The 16,238-nt window shown below is 73.0% G+C and carries 12 protein-coding genes and 1 pseudogene; 12 read left to right on the forward strand and 1 reads right to left on the reverse strand.

The features are described from left to right. Window position 1: 1 nt before the first annotated feature. From miaB to QM782_RS05250, 7 genes and pseudogenes are all read left to right on the forward strand, one after another. Window positions 2-1,366, forward strand: coding sequence for a tRNA (N6-isopentenyl adenosine(37)-C2)-methylthiotransferase MiaB (gene miaB, locus QM782_RS05220; RefSeq protein WP_415201862.1), 1,365 nt, complete (start codon window positions 2-4; stop codon window positions 1,364-1,366). 62 nt (window positions 1,367-1,428) lie between these two features. Then, window positions 1,429-2,787 carry a sensor histidine kinase gene (locus QM782_RS05225; protein ID WP_415205592.1) on the forward strand — a complete coding sequence of 453 codons (1,359 nt, stop codon included), beginning with the start codon at window positions 1,429-1,431 and terminating at the stop codon, window positions 2,785-2,787. Next, entirely contained in the window at window positions 2,777-3,451 is a 675-nt protein-coding gene (locus QM782_RS05230) for a hypothetical protein (protein WP_415201863.1), read from the forward strand. The genes QM782_RS05225 and QM782_RS05230 overlap by 11 nt, the downstream gene beginning before the upstream one ends. A 1-nt stretch (window position 3,452) precedes the next feature. Then, window positions 3,453-4,859 (forward strand): sigma 54-interacting transcriptional regulator, encoded by a 1,407-nt coding sequence (locus QM782_RS05235; protein WP_415201864.1) that lies wholly within the window; start codon window positions 3,453-3,455, stop codon window positions 4,857-4,859. 221 nt (window positions 4,860-5,080) lie between these two features. Continuing rightward, entirely contained in the window at window positions 5,081-7,126 is a 2,046-nt protein-coding gene (gene mdoH, locus QM782_RS05240; protein WP_415201865.1) for a glucans biosynthesis glucosyltransferase MdoH, read from the forward strand. Between the two features lie 204 nt (window positions 7,127-7,330). Further along, window positions 7,331-8,389 carry a purine-nucleoside phosphorylase gene (locus tag QM782_RS05245; protein ID WP_415201866.1) on the forward strand — a complete coding sequence of 353 codons (1,059 nt, stop codon included), beginning with the start codon at window positions 7,331-7,333 and terminating at the stop codon, window positions 8,387-8,389. A 364-nt stretch (window positions 8,390-8,753) separates the two neighbouring features. Then, window positions 8,754-9,468, forward strand: a pseudogene (locus QM782_RS05250) (class I SAM-dependent methyltransferase). 13 nt (window positions 9,469-9,481) lie between these two features. On the opposite strand, the gene ffh reads toward QM782_RS05250, so the two are convergent. Further along, complete coding sequence (ffh, locus tag QM782_RS05255) at window positions 9,482-10,867, reverse strand: signal recognition particle protein (protein ID WP_415201867.1); 1,386 nt, start codon at window positions 10,865-10,867, stop codon at window positions 9,482-9,484. Window positions 10,868-10,954: 87 nt separating this feature from the next. Here ffh and QM782_RS05260 point away from each other — a divergent pair, with 87 nt between their 5' ends. The 5 genes from QM782_RS05260 to ampD all read left to right on the forward strand — a co-directional run bounded on the left by QM782_RS05260 (window position 10,955) and on the right by ampD (window position 15,974). Beyond that, a complete protein-coding gene (locus QM782_RS05260) occupies window positions 10,955-11,767 on the forward strand; it encodes an inner membrane protein YpjD (protein WP_415201868.1) in 813 nt (270 codons plus the stop codon). Continuing rightward, a complete protein-coding gene (locus QM782_RS05265) occupies window positions 11,764-11,991 on the forward strand; it encodes a PP0621 family protein (protein ID WP_415201869.1) in 228 nt (75 codons plus the stop codon). The genes QM782_RS05260 and QM782_RS05265 overlap by 4 nt, the downstream gene beginning before the upstream one ends. A gap of 228 nt (window positions 11,992-12,219) precedes the next feature. Beyond that, window positions 12,220-13,935, forward strand: coding sequence for a sensor histidine kinase (locus tag QM782_RS05270; protein WP_415201870.1), 1,716 nt, complete (start codon window positions 12,220-12,222; stop codon window positions 13,933-13,935). Between the two features lie 4 nt (window positions 13,936-13,939). Beyond that, window positions 13,940-15,373 carry a sigma-54-dependent transcriptional regulator gene (locus tag QM782_RS05275; RefSeq protein WP_415201871.1) on the forward strand — a complete coding sequence of 478 codons (1,434 nt, stop codon included), beginning with the start codon at window positions 13,940-13,942 and terminating at the stop codon, window positions 15,371-15,373. Next, window positions 15,357-15,974, forward strand: a complete 618-nt coding sequence (gene ampD, locus QM782_RS05280) for a 1,6-anhydro-N-acetylmuramyl-L-alanine amidase AmpD (protein ID WP_415201872.1) — start codon at window positions 15,357-15,359, stop codon at window positions 15,972-15,974. Before QM782_RS05275 ends, ampD begins: the two co-directional genes overlap by 17 nt. The last annotated feature ends 264 nt before the right edge of the window (window positions 15,975-16,238 follow it).

Genomic DNA, 16,238 nt, shown 5'->3' on the forward strand with positions numbered 1-16,238 from the left:
CATGCCCAAGAAAGTCTTCATCAAAACCTTCGGCTGCCAGATGAACGAGTACGACTCGGACAAGATGGCCGACGTGCTGCACGCCGCCGAGGGCTACGAGCCCACGCAGGACGTGGAGGAAGCCGACCTGATCCTGTTCAACACCTGCTCGGTGCGCGAGAAGGCGCAGGAGAAGGTGTTCTCCGACCTCGGCCGCGTCCGGCACCTGAAGAAAAAGGGCGTGCAGATCGGCGTCGGCGGCTGCGTGGCCAGCCAGGAGGGCGAGGCCATCATCGCGCGCGCCCCCTTCGTCGACGTGGTGTTCGGCCCGCAGACCCTGCACCGCCTGCCCGAGATGCTGGCCGCGCGGCGCCAGCAGGACCGCCCGCAGGTGGACATCAGCTTCCCCGAGATCGAGAAGTTCGACCACCTGCCGCCGGCGCGCGTGGAAGGCGCCACGGCCTTCGTCTCGATCATGGAGGGCTGCTCCAAGTACTGCAGCTACTGCGTGGTGCCGTACACGCGCGGCGAGGAGGTGTCGCGCCCGTTCGAGGACGTGCTGGTGGAGATCGCCGGCCTGGCCGACCAGGGCGTCAAGGAGGTCACGCTGCTGGGCCAGAACGTCAACGCCTACCGCGGCCGCATGGGCGACCCGCGCAAGGGCGGCGACGAGATCGCCGACTTCGCGACGCTGATCGAGACCGTGGCGGAGATCCCGGGCATCGCGCGCATCCGCTACACCACCAGCCACCCGAACGAGTTCACGCCGCGGCTGATCGAGGCCTACGCGCGCGTGCCCAAGCTGGTGAGCCACCTGCACCTGCCGGTGCAGCACGGCTCGGACCGCATCCTGATGGCGATGAAGCGCGGCTACACGGCCATGGAATACAAGTCCACCGTGCGCAGGCTGCGCGCGATCCGGCCCGACATGGCGATGAGCAGCGACTTCATCGTCGGCTTCCCGGGCGAGACCGAGGAAGACTTCGGCAAGATGATGAAGCTGATCGACGACATCGGCTTCGACAACAGCTTCTCGTTCATCTTCAGCCCGCGGCCGGGCACGCCGGCGGCCAACCTGCCGGACGACACGCCGCACGCGGTCAAGCTGCGCCGTCTGCAGCACCTGCAGGGCGTGATCGACGCCAACGTGCGCGCGATCGCCGCGCGCCGCGTGGGCACGGTGCAGACCATCCTGGTCGAAGGACCGTCCAGCCGCCTGCGCGAGGGCCAGCCCGAGCTGATGGGCCGCACCGAGTGCAACCGCGTGGTCAACTTCCCCGGCCCGGCGCGGCTGATCGGCCAGATGGTGCAGGTGCGCGTGACCGAGGCCATGTCGTACTCGCTGCGCGGCGAGGTCTGCACGCGTGAACCCGCGCTGACCGCTTGACGCGCCCGCGCCCGCGCCCGTCGTTCCGCCAGCTGCTGCTGGCGGCTTTCCTGCTGATCGCGATGCTGCTGGGCGGCGTGGCGCTGCGCGCGGTGTTCACCTTCGACCTGCTGATCCAGCGCAGCCTGGGCTTCTCGGCGCGCACGCTGCAGCTGGGCGGTGCGGCGCAGTTTCTCAGCGAGCGCAGCGCCACGGCCGAGCGGGCCGCACGCCAGTCGCTGATCCTGAACGACCTGCCGCTGCGCCGGCGCTTCGCCGAAGCCGCGCGCGAGGCGCGTGCGACCGTCGACGGCCTGCAGCCGGCCGACCTGCCGCAGGAGCTGGCCGAGCGCTGGCGCGGGCAGATGGGCCGCATCGACCAGCTGATGGACGGCCCGCAGGACACCGCGCTGGACCGCGAGCGCGCCATCGCCGCCGAGTTCCGCGAGCTGGACGCGCTGAACGTGGCGATCGCGCAGCAGATGCAGGCCACGATCGAGCAGCGCCGCCAGGCGCTGAACGCCGAGATCGACGCGCGCCGCGCGCAGACCATGCAGCAGGTGATCGCGATGCTGGTGCTGGCGCTGCTGCTGGCCATCGCGCTCGGCCTGTGGCTGGCGCGGCCGCTGAAGCGGGTGGAGCGTGCCATCGTCGGCCTGGGCGAGAACCGGCTGGACCAGCCGATCGAGATCCAGGGCCCCTCCGACGTGCACCGCATCGGCCAGCAGCTGGACTGGCTGCGGCTGCGCCTGTCGGAGCTGGACGCCGACAAGGCCCGCTTCCTGCGCCACATCTCGCACGAGCTGAAGACGCCGCTGGCCGCGCTGCGCGAGGGCGTCTCGCTGCTGGAAGAGGGCGTGGCCGGCGAGCTGAACGACAACCAGCGCGAGGTCGCGGGCATCCTGCGCCAGAACACCATGCAGCTGCAGGAGCAGATCGAGGCGCTGCTGCGCTTCAACGCGGCGGCCTTCGAGGCGCGCCAGCTCCGGCGCGAGCGGGTGGACCTGCTGGCGCTGATCGAGGCCCAGGTCGACGCCCAGCGCCTGCAATGGCGCGCCAACCAGCTCACGGTGCAGGTCGAGGGGCCGAGCGTGACGGCGCAGGTGGACGCGGCCAAGATCGGCACGGTGCTGGCCAACCTGCTGTCCAACGCGATCCGCTTCTCGCCGCCGGGCGGGCGCATCGAGCTGCAGTTGCAGCAGCTCGACCAGCGCGTGCAGATCGACGTGATCGACCAGGGCCCCGGCGTGGCCGCGGCCGACCGCGAGCGCATCTTCGAACCCTTCTACCGTGGCCAGCGCCAGCCCGAGGGCGTCGTGAAAGGTACTGGCATCGGTCTTTCGATCGTTCACGAATACATCGCAGCGCATGGTGGCAAGATGACGCTGCTGGCCGGCACGCCCGGCGCCCACTTCCGCATCGAACTGCCCCATGTGTCCTGAACCACGCGCGGCCCGCGCGTTCCCTCCCCTTTGGTCTGCGCTGGCCGCCGCCGTGCTGGCCGGCTGCGCCGTGCCGCCGCCGGCACCGCTGCCGCCGCCCGCCGTCCCGGCCGCGCCCCCGCCGCCGGCCGTGGTCGCGCCGCCGCCGGCCGGGCCGGTGGTGGCCCTGCCGGTGCAAGGCGGCCTGCCCGGCGGCGTGCGCACGGAAGGCAGCACCACCTCGCACGCCCTGCTCGTCTACGCCGACCGCGTGCGCCGCATGGCGCCGTCCGAGCTGGCGCAGGAGCTGACGCGGCTGTCGGAAACGCCGGAGCCGCAACGCCAGCCCGGCCAGGAACTGCAGCTGGCGATCGCGCTGGCGCAGACGCGCGTGCCGGCCGACCTGGCGCGCGCGCTGGGCCTGACCCAGCGCGTGCTGGGCAATCCGCGCGAGGAGGCCCGCGGCCTGTACCCGCTGGCCGGCATGCTGGCCGCGCGCTACGCCGAGCAGCGCCGGGTGGAGGACGCGCTGGACCGCCAGGCCCAGCAGCTGCGCGACCAGCAGCGCCGCATCGACCAGCTGAACGAGCGGCTGGAGGCGATGCGCGCGCTCGAGCGCAGCCTGACCTCGCGCCCGGCGCCGGCCAACAACGGTGCGCAGCACCGCCTCCCCCAGCAGCCCTGACATGGCCGCCACCGCCCCCCGCGCGCACCTGCTGGTCGTCGACGACGACGCGGACATGCTGCGCCTGCTGTCCATGCGGCTGACGGCCGCCGGCTACCGCGTGACGGCCGTCGGCTCGGCCGAGGCGGCGCTGAACCAGCTCGACATCGAGCCGCCGCAGCTGGTGCTGTCCGACGTGCAGCTGCCCGGCCGCGACGGGCTGGCGCTGTTCGACCTGGTGCGCGCCCGGCACCCGGCGCTGCCGGTGATCCTGCTGACGGCGCACGGCACCATCCCCGACGCGGTGGAAGCCACGGCGCGCGGCGTGTTCACCTACCTGACCAAGCCCTTCGACGGCAAGGCCCTGCTGGACAAGATCGCGCAGGCGCTGTCGCTGTCGGCGCCGGCCGCGCCGGTGCCGCAGGCCGGCGGCGACGAGCGCTGGCGCGACGAGATCGTCAGCCGCTCGGGCCGCATGGCCGAGGTGCTGGCCGAGGCCAAGATGGTCGCTCAGTCCGACGCCAGCGTGCTGATGCTGGGCGACAGCGGCACCGGCAAGGAACTGCTGGCGCGCGCGATCCACAACGCCAGCGCGCGCGCGAAGAAGCCCTTCGTCGCGGTGAACTGCGGCGCCATCCCCGAGGCGCTGCTCGAATCGGAGCTGTTCGGCCACGTGCGCGGCGCCTTCACCGACGCCGTGACCAACCACAAGGGCCTGTTCCAGACCGCCGACGGCGGCACGCTGCTGCTCGACGAAATCGGCGACATGCCGCTGGCGCTGCAGGTCAAGCTGCTGCGCGTGCTGCAGGAGCGCGCGGTGCGCCCGCTCGGCTCCAGCCAGTCGATCCCGGTGGACGTGCGCATCCTGTCGGCCACGCACCGCGACCTGGAGAGCGCGATGGCGGCCGGCCAGTTCCGCGAGGACCTGTACTACCGCCTGAACGTCGTCACGCTGACGCTGCCGCCGCTGGCCGAGCGGCGCGAGGACATCCCGCTGCTGGCCCAGCATTTCCTGCAGCGGCTGGCGAGCAAGTACCACAAGCGCCTGTCCGGCTTCGCGCCCGAGGCGCTGAAGGCGCTGACCGCCGCCGCCTGGCCCGGCAACGTGCGCCAGCTGCACAACGTGGTCGAGCAGGTATGCGCGCTGTCCACCACGCCGCTGGTGCCGCTGGCGCTGGTGCAGCGCGCGCTGCGCCAGCCGGCGATCGAGGTGCTGCCCTACGCCGAGGCCAAGCGCAAGTTCGAGCGCGAGTACCTGATCAACCTGCTGAAGCTGACCGACGGCAACGCCGCCGACGCCGCCCGCCTGGCCGACCGCAACCGCACGGAGTTCTACCGGCTGATGCAGAAGCACGAGCTGACGCCGGGCCTGTTCAAGGGGGAATCGGCGGCTCCTGGCGATGGCGTCGCCGAACCACGACAAGGCTAAGTCCTTGTCGCTCCAGAAGAATCCAGCAAACACCGGTTGACTTGTCGCCGTTTGGCGACAAAACCAGGGGGTTCCGGGGCCGTTTTCCGGGACCGGCCGGCAGGATCCTCGAAAAATCCATGCAAGTCTTTGATTCAGCATGGATTTTTCGGCTGGCATGGGGTTTGCACTAGAAGGGCATGAGCATCGTCTCCCACCCCTCCACGCAACCCGAGAGCACCATGGACCCACAACACTTCGCCCGCGTCGGCCGGCAGATCGTCGGTCGCGCCTGGGACCAGCAGCGCAGCGCGCTGCGTGCGGAGCGCCACCCGAACTCGGTCACCGCGCCGCCGGTGAACCGCGGCTCGATGACGCCGCGCCCGTGGCGCGGCTTCTGGAACAGCGTGGGCACGGCCCTGCTGATGTCGCTGCCCGGCGTGCGGCCGGCCGCCGCCCGCGTCGCCCAGGCGCCGCAGGAGCCCTGGCAACGGGCCGCCAGCCGCCGCCGCCTGGCGCTGCTGCTGATCGTGCTGGCCACCACCGCGCTGGCCACCACGCTGTTCGCCGGCATGCAGCCGGACTACGACAACCTGTTCCTGGAGATCGGCCAGTTGTCGCTGTTCGCGCTGCTGTCGGCCTGGATCGTGTCGGGCTTCGGCACCGCGCTGATGGGCTTCTTCGTCGTGCTGCGCGGCGACCGGCATGCGCTGTCGGCCCGGCAGGTGCGCGACCACGCGATGCCGACCGGCGCCGATGCGCGCACGGCCATCATCATGCCGATCTGCAACGAGGACGTCGCCACCGTGTTCGCCGGCCTGCGCGCCACCTGCGAGTCGGTGCTGGCCACCGGCCACGGCCGCGCCTTCGACGTGTTCGTGCTGTCCGACAGCAACGACCCGGAGAAGCAGCGCGCCGAGCGCGCCGCCTGGGAAGACCTGCGCGCCGTGCTGGCCGCCGAGGGCCAGGGCGCCCCGGGCATCGAGGTCTACTACCGCCTGCGCACGCGGCGCACGCACCGCAAGGCCGGCAACGTGGCCGACTTCTGCCGCCGCTGGGGCAAGGACTACAAGTACATGGTCGTGCTGGACGCCGACAGCGTCATGAGCGGCGACTGCCTGACCTCCATGGTCAAGCTGATGCAAGCCCATCCGCGCGCCGGCATCATCCAGACCGCCACGCAGTCGATCGGCCACCAGACGCTGCACGCCCGCGCGCAGCAGTTCGCCTCGCGCATGACCGGCCGCCTGTTCACGCTGGGCATGCAGTACTGGCAGCTGGGCGAGTCCCACTACTGGGGCCACAACGCCATCATCCGCGTCCAGCCCTTCATGGAGCACTGCGCGCTGGCCCCGATCAAGGGCACGGGCGGCCTGTCCGGCGGCATCCTGTCGCACGACTTCGTCGAGGCCGCGCTGATGCGCCGCGCCGGCTTCCACGTGTGGCTGGTGTCCGACCTGGTCGGCAGCTACGAGCAACAGCCGCCGGACCTGCTGTCCGAGCTGCAGCGCGACCGCCGCTGGTGCCAGGGCAACCTGCAGAACGCGCGCCTGATGGCCGAGCCCGGCATCGCCGGCGTGCACCGCGCGATGTTCGCGACCGGCGCCATGTCCTACCTGTCGGCCCCGCTGTGGCTGGCCTTCATGACGCTGGGCACCGCGCTGTGGCTGAACGGCCATGCCCAGGCCACCGGCCTGGCCGGCGTGGGCCAGGCCCTGTCGGCCGTGCCGGGCGAGCTGGTCGGCCTGTGGGTCTGGACGCTGGCCGTGCTGTTCCTGCCGCGCGTGCTGGGCATCGCCGCCGTGCTGATCCAGGGCGAGCAGCGCCGCTACGGCGGCACCTTCGGCCTGGTCAAGAGCGCCGCGCTGGAAGCCTTCATGGCCATGCTGCAGTCGCCGGTGCGCATGCTGGCCCACTCGTTGTTCGTGCTGGTCGCGCTGACCGGCCTGAAGCTGGAGTGGAAGTCGCCCCCGCGGGAAGCCGCGGCCCTGCGCTGGCGCGATGCCGCGCGCAGCCTGGCACCGATGAGCGGCGTGATCGCGCTGCTGGCCGCCGGCATCGCGCTGATCGACCCGAGCGCGCTGGTGTGGCTGCTGCCGGTGGGCCTGCCGCTGCTGCTGGCCATCCCCGTCAGCGTGCTGACCAGCCGCAGCGACCTGGGCGCCGCCATGCGCCGCCAGCGCTGGCTGCTGATCCCCGAGGAAAGCTGGTCGCCGGCCGTGCTGCGCCGCGCCTGGATGCACGCCAGGCTGCCGCTGCGGCAGACGCCGCTGGCACTGGCCGCCTGAGCCGCCACGCCCCACGGAACGCCCCGCCCCCCGCGGGGCGTTTTCGTTTTCCGCCGCAGCAGCCCCATACGCATTGCGCGCACACCCCGCACGAAAATCGATGCTTGGAAGCCGCGCCCGGCCTGCCTAGGATGCAGGGCCGGGCGGCGGTCCAATGGCGCGGCCGCGCGGCCCGGCTCCACTCTCCAAGCAAGGCACTTTCCCATGACATCTTTCCGCCCGTTCCTCCAACCCGCGGCCTGGCTGGCCGCCGCGGCCCTGCTGGCCGGCTGCGCCACGGGGCCGGGGCCAGCGGCCTCCGTCGCCGCCGCGCCGGCGCCCGCGGCAGCGGCCGCGCCGATCCGCGTCAAGGTCTTCGTCGCCGCCATGTTCGAGATCGGCCGGAACACGGGCGACCGCGCCGGCGAGTTCCAGCACTGGTACGAGCGCTACTGGCAGAACGCCACGCCCATCCGCGTGGCCGGCGCCATCGCGCCCGTGTACTGCAACAGCGACGGCGTGTGCGGCGCGGTGCTGGGCATGGGCAAGGTCAATTCCTCGGCGTCGATGCAGGCCATCCTGCTGAACCCGGCCTTCGACTTCTCCCAGGCCTACTACCTGATCACCGGCGTGGCCGGCACGCCGCCGTCCCGCGGCACCATCGGCGACGTGTTCTGGGGCAGCTGGCTGGTCGACTACGACCTGGGCCACCGCTGGGCGCCGGAGGAAAACACGCCGGGCGCGCCGACCTTCATGCCGCGCAAGGGCTACGAGGAATACCGGCGCTTCCGGCTCAACCCCGCGCTGCTCGGCTGGGCCATGCAGCTGTCGGCCGGCACGCCGCTGAAGGACTCGGACAGCGCCCGGGCCTACCGGCTGCGCTACCCCGATCCGCGGGCGCGCCGCGCGCCGTCCGTGGGCGAGGGCACGCACGTGACGGGCGACACCTTCTTCCACGGCCCCGGCCTGTCCAAGGAGGCGCAGTACATCGCCAAGCTCTACGGCGCGGACGACTACGTCATCACCGAGATGGAAGCCGCCGCGATCACGCTGGTGATCCAGCGCACGCATGGCACCGAGCGCGTGATGAGCCTGCGCGGCGCCGTCAACTTCGACCAGGGCAACCCGCGCGAGACCACGCTGCAGCACCTGGACCCGGCGCCCGGCGAGACCGCCGGCGGCTTCGCCGAGACGGTGGACAACATCGCGCGCGTCGGCGAGCGCGTGGTCGACCACATCGTGAGCCAGTGGCCGGAATGGTCGGCCGGCGTGCCGCCGCGCTGATCCTGCCTGCGCCCTCACAGGTACCGCATCGAGGTGGCGCGCAGCGCGCCCGGTGCACAAGGCACCGGAGCGGCTGCACGTGGCCGCCAGCGTCGCCAGATCCTGAAGCGAGCTGGTCTGGAAGCCGTTGTTCGCGCTGCCGGTGCTGAACCGGCTGCAAGGCGGCATCGTGGTGCCCGCGCAGCGCGCCCTGCCGCAGTGCACGCAGAACTTCGCGGGCCGCCGGGGCGCGCCGGCTGGCGCAGCGGGAGCAGGAAGCCGCCGCGCAGCAGGACCATCTGCGCGCAGCGCGGCCCCGGGACTCTGCATCCGAGATGCCGCGGCGCGGCGCGCGCGCCTATGCTGGCGGCCCGAAGGCGAAGCCATGCACGATCCCGCCGCCAAGTTCGACGCCGAACGCGCCGCCGAATACGCACGACAGAGCCGCATCGCGCTGGCCGGCTACGAGGCCTGCCACGAGCTGGCGGCCTGCCTGCTGGCAGGCGGCGCAGGGACCGGCCCCGCACGAAGCCGCCCCGCGCACGATGCTGGTGGTCGGCGCCGGCGGCACGGCGCAGGAGATCCAGTGCATGGCGCGCCTGCAGCCCCAATGGCGCTTCACGGCCGTCGACCCCTCGCCGCAGATGCTGGGCCAGGCCATGGCCCGGCTGCGGGCGCTGGGCCTGGCGCGGCAGACCGAAGCCGTGCTCGGCACCGTGCAGGAGCTGCCGGCCGCCCGGCGCTTCGATGCCGCCACGCTGATCGGCGTGCTGCACCACCAGAACGGCGACGATGCCAAGCAGGCCGTGCTGCGCTCGATCGCGGAGCGGCTGCCGTCCGGCGCGCCGCTGGTGCTGGCCGGCAACAGCCAAGCCTATGCGAGCCGCCCGCTGCGGCTCAAGGCCTGGGCCGAGCGCTGGCGCATGGCGGGCGCCGGGCCCGAGGAAGCGCAGGCCAAGTTCGCAAAGATCCTGCACGCTGCCGATCCACCGGCCTCGGAGCAGGCCCTGCTGCGACTGATGGCGGAGACCGGCTTCGTGCGCGCCGAACGCTTCTTCGCGAGCCTGTTCTGGACCGGCTGGATCGCGTTCCGCGTTTGAGCTGCGGGCAAGGCTAGAACGGCAGCTTGGGCATGCCGCCCCCGCCGCCCATCAGCCCCTTCATGCCACCCATGCGCTTCATCATCTTCATGAGGCCGCCGCCCTTCATCTTCTTCATCATCTCCTGCATCTGGCCGAACTCGTTGAGCAGGCGGTTGACCTCCTGCACCTGCACGCCGGCGCCGGCGGCGATACGGCGCTTGCGCGTGGCCTTGATCAGCTCGGGCTTGCGGCGCTCCAGCGCCGTCATGCTGTGGATGATGCCCTGCTTGCGGCGGATCTCGCGCTCGGCGCGGTCCATGTCCATCTGGCCGGCCTTGGCCGACAGCTGCGTGGGCAGCTTGTCCATCAGCGTGGACAGGCCGCCCATCTGGTTCATCTGCTGGATCTGCGCCAGGAAGTCGTTCAGGTCGAAGCCCTCGCCGCTCTTGACCTTGGCCGCCAGCTTCTGCGCCGCGGCCACGTCCACGTTGGCCGTGACCTGCTCGACCAGCGCCACGATGTCGCCCATGCCCAGCACGCGGCCGGCGTGGCGCTCGGCGTCGAAGGCCTCCAGGCCGTCGATCTTCTCGCTGGTGCCGGCGAACTTGATCGGCGCGCCGGTGACGTGGCGCGCCGACAGCGCGGCGCCGCCGCGCGAGTCGCCGTCGGTCTTGGTCAGCACGATGCCGGTGAGCGGCAGCGCCGCGCCGAAGGCCTTGGCCACGTTCATCGCGTCCTGGCCCTGCATGGCGTCGACGACGAACAGCGTCTCCACCGGGTTCAGGACCTGGTGCAGCTCGCGGATCTCGCGCATCAGCGCCTCGTCCACCGCCAAGCGGCCGGCGGTGTCGACGATCAGCACGTCGAAGTAGTGGCGCCGGGCGTGGTCCAGCGCGGCGCGCGCGATGTCCACCGGCCGCTGGTCGCCGGCGCTGGGGAACCATTCCGCGCCGGCCTGCCGGGTGACGGTCTTGAGCTGCTCGATGGCGGCCGGGCGGTAGACGTCGGCCGAGACCGTCAGCACCTTCTTCTTGCGCTTGTCGGTCAGCAGCTTGGCCAGCTTGGCCGTGGTCGTGGTCTTGCCGGTGCCCTGCAGGCCGGCCATCAGGATCACGGCCGGCGGCTGCGCGGCCAGGTTCAGCTCGGTCTGGCCCTGGCCCATGGTGGCGGCCAGCTCGCGGTTGACGATGCCGACCAGCGCCTGCCCGGGCGACAGCGAGCCCAGCACCTCCTGGCCCAGCGCCTTGTCCTTCACGCGGGCGATGAAGTCGCGCACCACGGGCAGGGCCACGTCGGCCTCCAGCAGCGCCATGCGCACCTCGCGCAGCATGGCGGTGACGTTGTCTTCGGTGATGCGGGCCTGGCCGCGGATCTGCTTGACCAGGCGCGAGAGTTTTTCGGTGAGGGCGGACGCCATGGTGGTCCTTCGCTCCGCGGCGGGAGCCTGTTGCGGGAGACGGGAAACAGCGGCCGGGCCGCAGGGGCGAGCCGCTAAACTGCCGGGATGATTCTAGCGAGCGCGTCCCCGGCCATCGTGCTGCTGTCGGCCGCCGCCGTGCTGGCCTACGCGGTGCCCGCGGCGCTGGCCTCGCGCCTCAATGCCCGGGGCAACCGCCACGCGCTGCTGCCGGCCTGGGTACTGCATGCGCTGGTGCTCTGCTGGGGGCTGTGGATCACGGCCACGCCGCGCTTCGGCTTCGCGCCGGCGCTGTCGGTCACGGCCTGGCTGGTGCTGACCGTGTATGCCGTCGAGAGCCACGTGTTCCCGCAGCTGCGCGCGCGCTGGACGCTGGCCGGCTTCGGCGCGCTGGCCGTGCTGCTGGCGCTGCTGTTCCCCGGCACGCCGCTGCACGAGAACGCCTCGCCCTGGCTGCCGCTGCACTGGGCGCTGGGCATCGCCTCCTACGGCCTGTTCGCCGCGGCCGTGCTGCACGCCTGGCTGATGCGGCGCAGCGAGCGCGCGATGCGCGGCGCCGGCACCGCCTTCCCCGGCGTGCCGCTGCTGACGCTGGAGCGGCTGACCTTCCGCTTCGTGCAGGCCGGCTTCGTGCTGCTGACGGCCACGCTGGCGGCCGGCTTCCTGTTCGGCGAGTCGCTGTACGGCAGCGCCGCGGCCGGCTGGCGCTGGGACCACAAGACGGTGTTCTCGGTGCTGTCCTGGGCGACCTTCGCGGTGCTGCTGCTGGGCCGCGCGCGCTTCGGCTGGCGCGGCCGCACGGCCGTGCGCGTGCTGTACGCCGGCGCGGTGCTGCTGCTGCTGGCCTATGCGGGCTCGCGCTTCGTGGTCGAGGTGCTGCTGGGGCGGGGCACGGCATGAAGCTGCTGATCGTCCTCGCCGTCATCGCCTTCGGCATCTGGCTGTGGCGCTCGCGGCATCCGCCACCGCCGCCGGCCGCGCCGCCCGGCCAGCCGCGCGCCGGACAGCCGGCCGAGATGGTGCGCTGCGCGGCCTGCGGCCTGCACCTGCCGCTGGCCGACGCCGAGCGCAGCGCCCGCGGCGTGTACTGCAGCAAGGAACACCGGCGCCAGATCGAGGGCTGAGGCGCTGTGCACGCATCCCTCGCGCCCACGGGCGTCCGCCCGATGCGCGTCCCCCCGCATCGCCATCGCCGTGCCCGGGGCCTCGCCCTTCGGGCCGGGGCACGCCTCCCATGCGGGCGTTGCAGTCCTCGCCCTGGCACCGGCCAGGGCGGCGGCCTGCGCCTGCGCTTGTGGCCCGGCGCACCCCGTCGTGGGCGCGGTCGATCCATCCACGGCTTCTGAGAAGGCGTGAGCGCGCATCCCGCCCGGCCGGCCCGCGCCGACGCGCCCCCCCCGCCCGGGCCGGTCGCGGCCGGCGACCCGGCGGCGCTGACGCGCGCCTGGTACGGCTTCATGACGGCGCGCGCGACGATCGCGCTGTCGCTGCTGCTGCTGCAAAGCGTGCTGTACGTGCTGACCGACGCGGTGCCGGCCTGGCTGCTGGTGCTGGCCGCGCTGTACTTCGCCAGCACGCTGTCGGTGCGGCTGATGGCCCGGCCGCAGCTGCCGCGCCATGCGCTGGACCCGACCTGGCTGGCCACGGCCGGCCTGGACGTGCTGGTCATCGCGCTGCTGCAGGTGTTCCAGTCCGGCACGCTGAGCTACGCGCCGCTGCTGGGCGTGCCGCTGCTGCTGACGGCCGTGCTCGGCACCCGCGGCATGGCCGTCGGCATGGCGCTGGCGATCACGGTGCTGCTGCTGGCCGAGACCGGGTGGAACGCGGCGCGCGGCGGCGGCGACGCCACCGGCCGCTACCTGCAGACCGGCCTGGCCGGCCTGGGCTACCTGCTGGTCGCCTTCCTGGCCAACCAGCTGGCGGCGCGGCTGGTGCGCGAGGAGCGGCTGGCCCTGGCCGGCCAGCGGGCCGCGCAGCTGCAGACGCAGGTCAACCAGCTCGTCATGGAGACGCTGGCGGACGGCGTGCTGGTGGTCGGCACCGACAGCGGCATGCGCACCGCCAACCCGGCGGCGCGCCAGCTGCTGGGCCTGTCCGGCGGCGACGCGCTGCCGGCGCTGGCGCCCCAGGCCGGCTGGGCGCCGCTGCTGGCGCTGGCCCGCAAGACCTTCGCCCAGCACGCGCCGCAGAAGGCCGACGTGATGCTGCGCAGCGCGACCCGCGGCGCGCGGCACCTGCGCGTGCGCACGCGGCTGACCGAGGCGCCCGGCGAGGCCCAGGAGCGGCTGTGCGTGATGTTCCTGCACGACCTGCGCGAGGTCGAGGCGCGGCTGCGCATCGAGAAGATGGCGGCCATGGGCCGCATGTCGGCCGCGGTCGCGCACGAGATCCGCAACCCGCTGTCGGCCATCGCCCAGGCCAACGACCTGCTCGACGAAGACCTGGCCGAGGACGGCCCGCGCCAGCTCACGCGGATGATCCGCCAGAACGCGCAGCGCCTGGCGCGCATCGTGGACGAGGTGCTGGACGTGGCGCGCGTGCCCGAGCCGGGCCGCACCGCGCCGGCCAGCCTGGTGCTGGACGCCACCGTGCGGGCGGCCTGCGAGGACTGGCTGCGCCAGGCGCCGCAGCAGCGCCGCCTGCAACTGGACCTGGCCACCGCCGCCCGGCCGGTGGACTTCGACACCGAGCACCTGCGCCGCGTGCTGGTCAACCTGCTGGACAACGCGCTGCGCCACGCCAGCGGCCGCGCGGCGGCGATCCAGGTGTCCACGCGGCTGTCGCCCGAGCGCCAGTCCAGCCTGCAGGTCTGGAGCGACGGCGCGCCGCTGGACGAGTCGGTGGAGCGGCACCTGTTCGAGCCGTTCTTCTCGTCCGAGAGCCGCTCCAGCGGCCTGGGGCTGTACATTTGCCGCGAGCTGTGCGAGCGCCACCGCGCCACGCTGGGCTACCAGCGCGCCACGCGCAGCCTGGACGGCGCCACCGTGGCCGGCAACGAGTTCTTCGTGCTGTTCCGGCCGCCCAAGCCCGAACCCCGCCCCGACGCCCGACCTGCATCCGCGCCCTGAACCCATGCCGCCTCCCCCGAACGCTTCGCCCGCGGCGATCCTGGTGGTCGACGACGAGCCCGACCTGCGCACGCTGTACGAGCTGACGCTGCTGCGCGAGGGCTACCGCGTCGAGACCGCCGGCACGCTGGCCGAGGCCGAGGCCGCGCTGCAGGACCGGCGCTTCGCCGCCGTGATCACCGACATGCGCCTGCCCGACGGGCTGGGCCTGTCGCTGCTGCAGCGCCTGCGCGGCCAGCAGCGGCCCGAGCGCTGCGTGATCATCACCGCCTACGGCTCGGCCGGGAACGCGGTGGAGGCGCTCAAGGCCGGCGCCTTCGACTACCTCACCAAGCCCGTGGACCTGAAGCAGCTGCGCGCCGTGGTGGCCTCGGCCGTGCAGGAGCACGAGCCGGCGGCCCAGCGCCCGCCCGCGCGCGCCGGCGCGCCCGAAGGCGCCGCCGCGCAGCCGGCGCTGGAGCGGCTGGTCGGCGACTCCGAGCCCATGCGCCAGGTCAAGCAGCGCATCCTGAAGGTCGCGCGCAGCATGGCGCCGGTGCTGGTGCGCGGCGAGTCGGGCACCGGCAAGGAACTGGTGGCGCAGGCCCTGCACGCGGCCAGCCACCGCGCCGCCGCGCCGCTGGTCGCGGTGAACTGCGGCGCCATCCCCGAAAACCTGCTGGAGGCCGAGTTCTTCGGCGCCAAGCGGGGCTCCTACACCGGCGCGCTGCACGACCGGCTGGGCTACTTCCAGGCCGCGCGCGGCGGCACGCTGTTCCTGGACGAGATCGGCGACCTGCCGCTGGCCATGCAGTCCAAGCTGCTGCGCGCGATCCAGGAGCGCAGCGTGCGCCCGCTCGGCTCCACGCAGGAGGACGTGGTGGACGTGCGCATCGTCAGCGCCACGCACAAGGACCTGGCGGCCGAGGTGCGCGCCGGCCGCTTCCGGCAGGACCTGTACTACCGGCTCAACGTGATCGAGATCGTGGTGCCGCCGCTGCGCGAGCGCCGCGAGGACCTGCCGGCGCTGTGCGCGGCGCTGCTGGCCCGCATCGCGCACGAGTCCGGCACGCCGGTGCCGCCACCCTCGGCCGCGCTGCTGGCCGAGCTGCAGCAGCACCCGCTGGCCGGCAACGTGCGCGAGCTGGAGAACCTGCTGCACCGCGCGGTCGCGATGAGCGAGGGCGAGGAGCTCAGCGCCGACTTCTCCGACAGCGCCTCCATGGGCATCGAACCGGCGGCCCCGAGCGCGCCGGACCACCACGAGACGCCCAGCGACCTGCAGGCCTACCTGGACCGGCAGGAGCGCGCCATCCTCGTGCGCGTGCTGCACGAGACCGGCTTCAACCGCACCGCCGCCGCGGCGCGGCTGGGCCTGTCGCTGCGCCAGATCCGCTACCGCATCGCGCGGCTGAACATCGCCACGCCGGACCAGGACCCGCATGACGACGCCGGCTGACCCGCGGGCGCCGCGGACCCTGTGGCAGGACGGCGGCTGGTACCGCTTCGCGCGCCGCCAGCCCTCGCCGAACTGCGGCCCGCGGCCCGCGGGTGCGCAGATCGACCTGCTCGTGCTGCACTCGATCAGCCTGCCGCCCGGCCGATACGGCGGCGACGAGGTACTGGCGCTGTTCGACAACCGGCTGGACTGGGAGGCGCATCCCTACTTCCAGCAGATCCGCGGACTGCAGGTGTCGGCGCATTTCCTGATCCGCCGCGGCGGCGAGCTGTGGCAGTTCGTGGACTGCGACGCGCGCGCCTGGCACGCCGGCCGCTCGCGCTGGCGCGGGCGCGACGAGTGCAACGACGACTCCATCGGCATCGAGCTCGAAGGCCTGGAGGGAGACACGTTCGAGCCGGCCCAGTACGACACGCTGGCCAGCCTGTGCGCGGCGCTGGCGCAGCGCTATGCGATCGCCCACGTGGCCGGCCACGAGCACGTGGCGCCGGGCCGCAAGCAGGACCCCGGCCCCGGCTTCGACTGGGCCGCGCTGCAGCGCGCCACCGGCTGGCCGCCGGCCTGGTTCCCCCCGGCAGCGGCAGGGATACGCCGCGGCTGACGAGACGCCGGCCGCGCCGGCCCAGCAACGGCGCCGGCTGCGCCGCGAAACCGGCCGCCAGGCCGCATGCCGGCTGGCTTTCCACCCCGGGATCCCGATGCCTGCTGGCCTCGCGGGCGGTGTGCCGCAATGCAGCATGGAAGCTTGCTCGCACACTACCGGTAGTGGCTAGAATCCCTTCCAAGCCCCAGATATGGGGTCCCGCCAGATCACCCAGGGCGGTCCGGCGCGCCCCTCGCGGTGCCGCCAGGCGGTCCGCCCCCT

The sequence above is a fragment of the Pseudorhodoferax sp. genome, assembly GCF_047601025.1.
Classification (GTDB): Bacteria; Pseudomonadota; Gammaproteobacteria; order Burkholderiales; family Burkholderiaceae_C; genus Pseudorhodoferax.

Excerpts from the sequence above, each read along its gene's own strand:
- miaB (WP_415201862.1), top strand. The coding sequence starts at position 2 with ATGCCCAAGAAAGTCTTCATCAAAACCTTCGGCTGCCAGATGAACGAG.
- QM782_RS05225 (WP_415205592.1), top strand. The coding sequence starts at position 1,429 with ATGCTGCTGGGCGGCGTGGCGCTGCGCGCGGTGTTCACCTTCGACCTG.
- QM782_RS05230 (WP_415201863.1), top strand. The coding sequence starts at position 2,777 with ATGTGTCCTGAACCACGCGCGGCCCGCGCGTTCCCTCCCCTTTGGTCT.
- QM782_RS05235 (WP_415201864.1), top strand. The coding sequence starts at position 3,453 with ATGGCCGCCACCGCCCCCCGCGCGCACCTGCTGGTCGTCGACGACGAC.
- mdoH (WP_415201865.1), top strand. The coding sequence starts at position 5,081 with ATGGACCCACAACACTTCGCCCGCGTCGGCCGGCAGATCGTCGGTCGC.
- QM782_RS05245 (WP_415201866.1), top strand. The coding sequence starts at position 7,331 with ATGACATCTTTCCGCCCGTTCCTCCAACCCGCGGCCTGGCTGGCCGCC.
- ffh (WP_415201867.1), bottom strand. The coding sequence starts at position 10,867 with ATGGCGTCCGCCCTCACCGAAAAACTCTCGCGCCTGGTCAAGCAGATC.
- QM782_RS05260 (WP_415201868.1), top strand. The coding sequence starts at position 10,955 with ATGATTCTAGCGAGCGCGTCCCCGGCCATCGTGCTGCTGTCGGCCGCC.
- QM782_RS05265 (WP_415201869.1), top strand. The coding sequence starts at position 11,764 with ATGAAGCTGCTGATCGTCCTCGCCGTCATCGCCTTCGGCATCTGGCTG.
- QM782_RS05275 (WP_415201871.1), top strand. The coding sequence starts at position 13,940 with ATGCCGCCTCCCCCGAACGCTTCGCCCGCGGCGATCCTGGTGGTCGAC.
- ampD (WP_415201872.1), top strand. The coding sequence starts at position 15,357 with ATGACGACGCCGGCTGACCCGCGGGCGCCGCGGACCCTGTGGCAGGAC.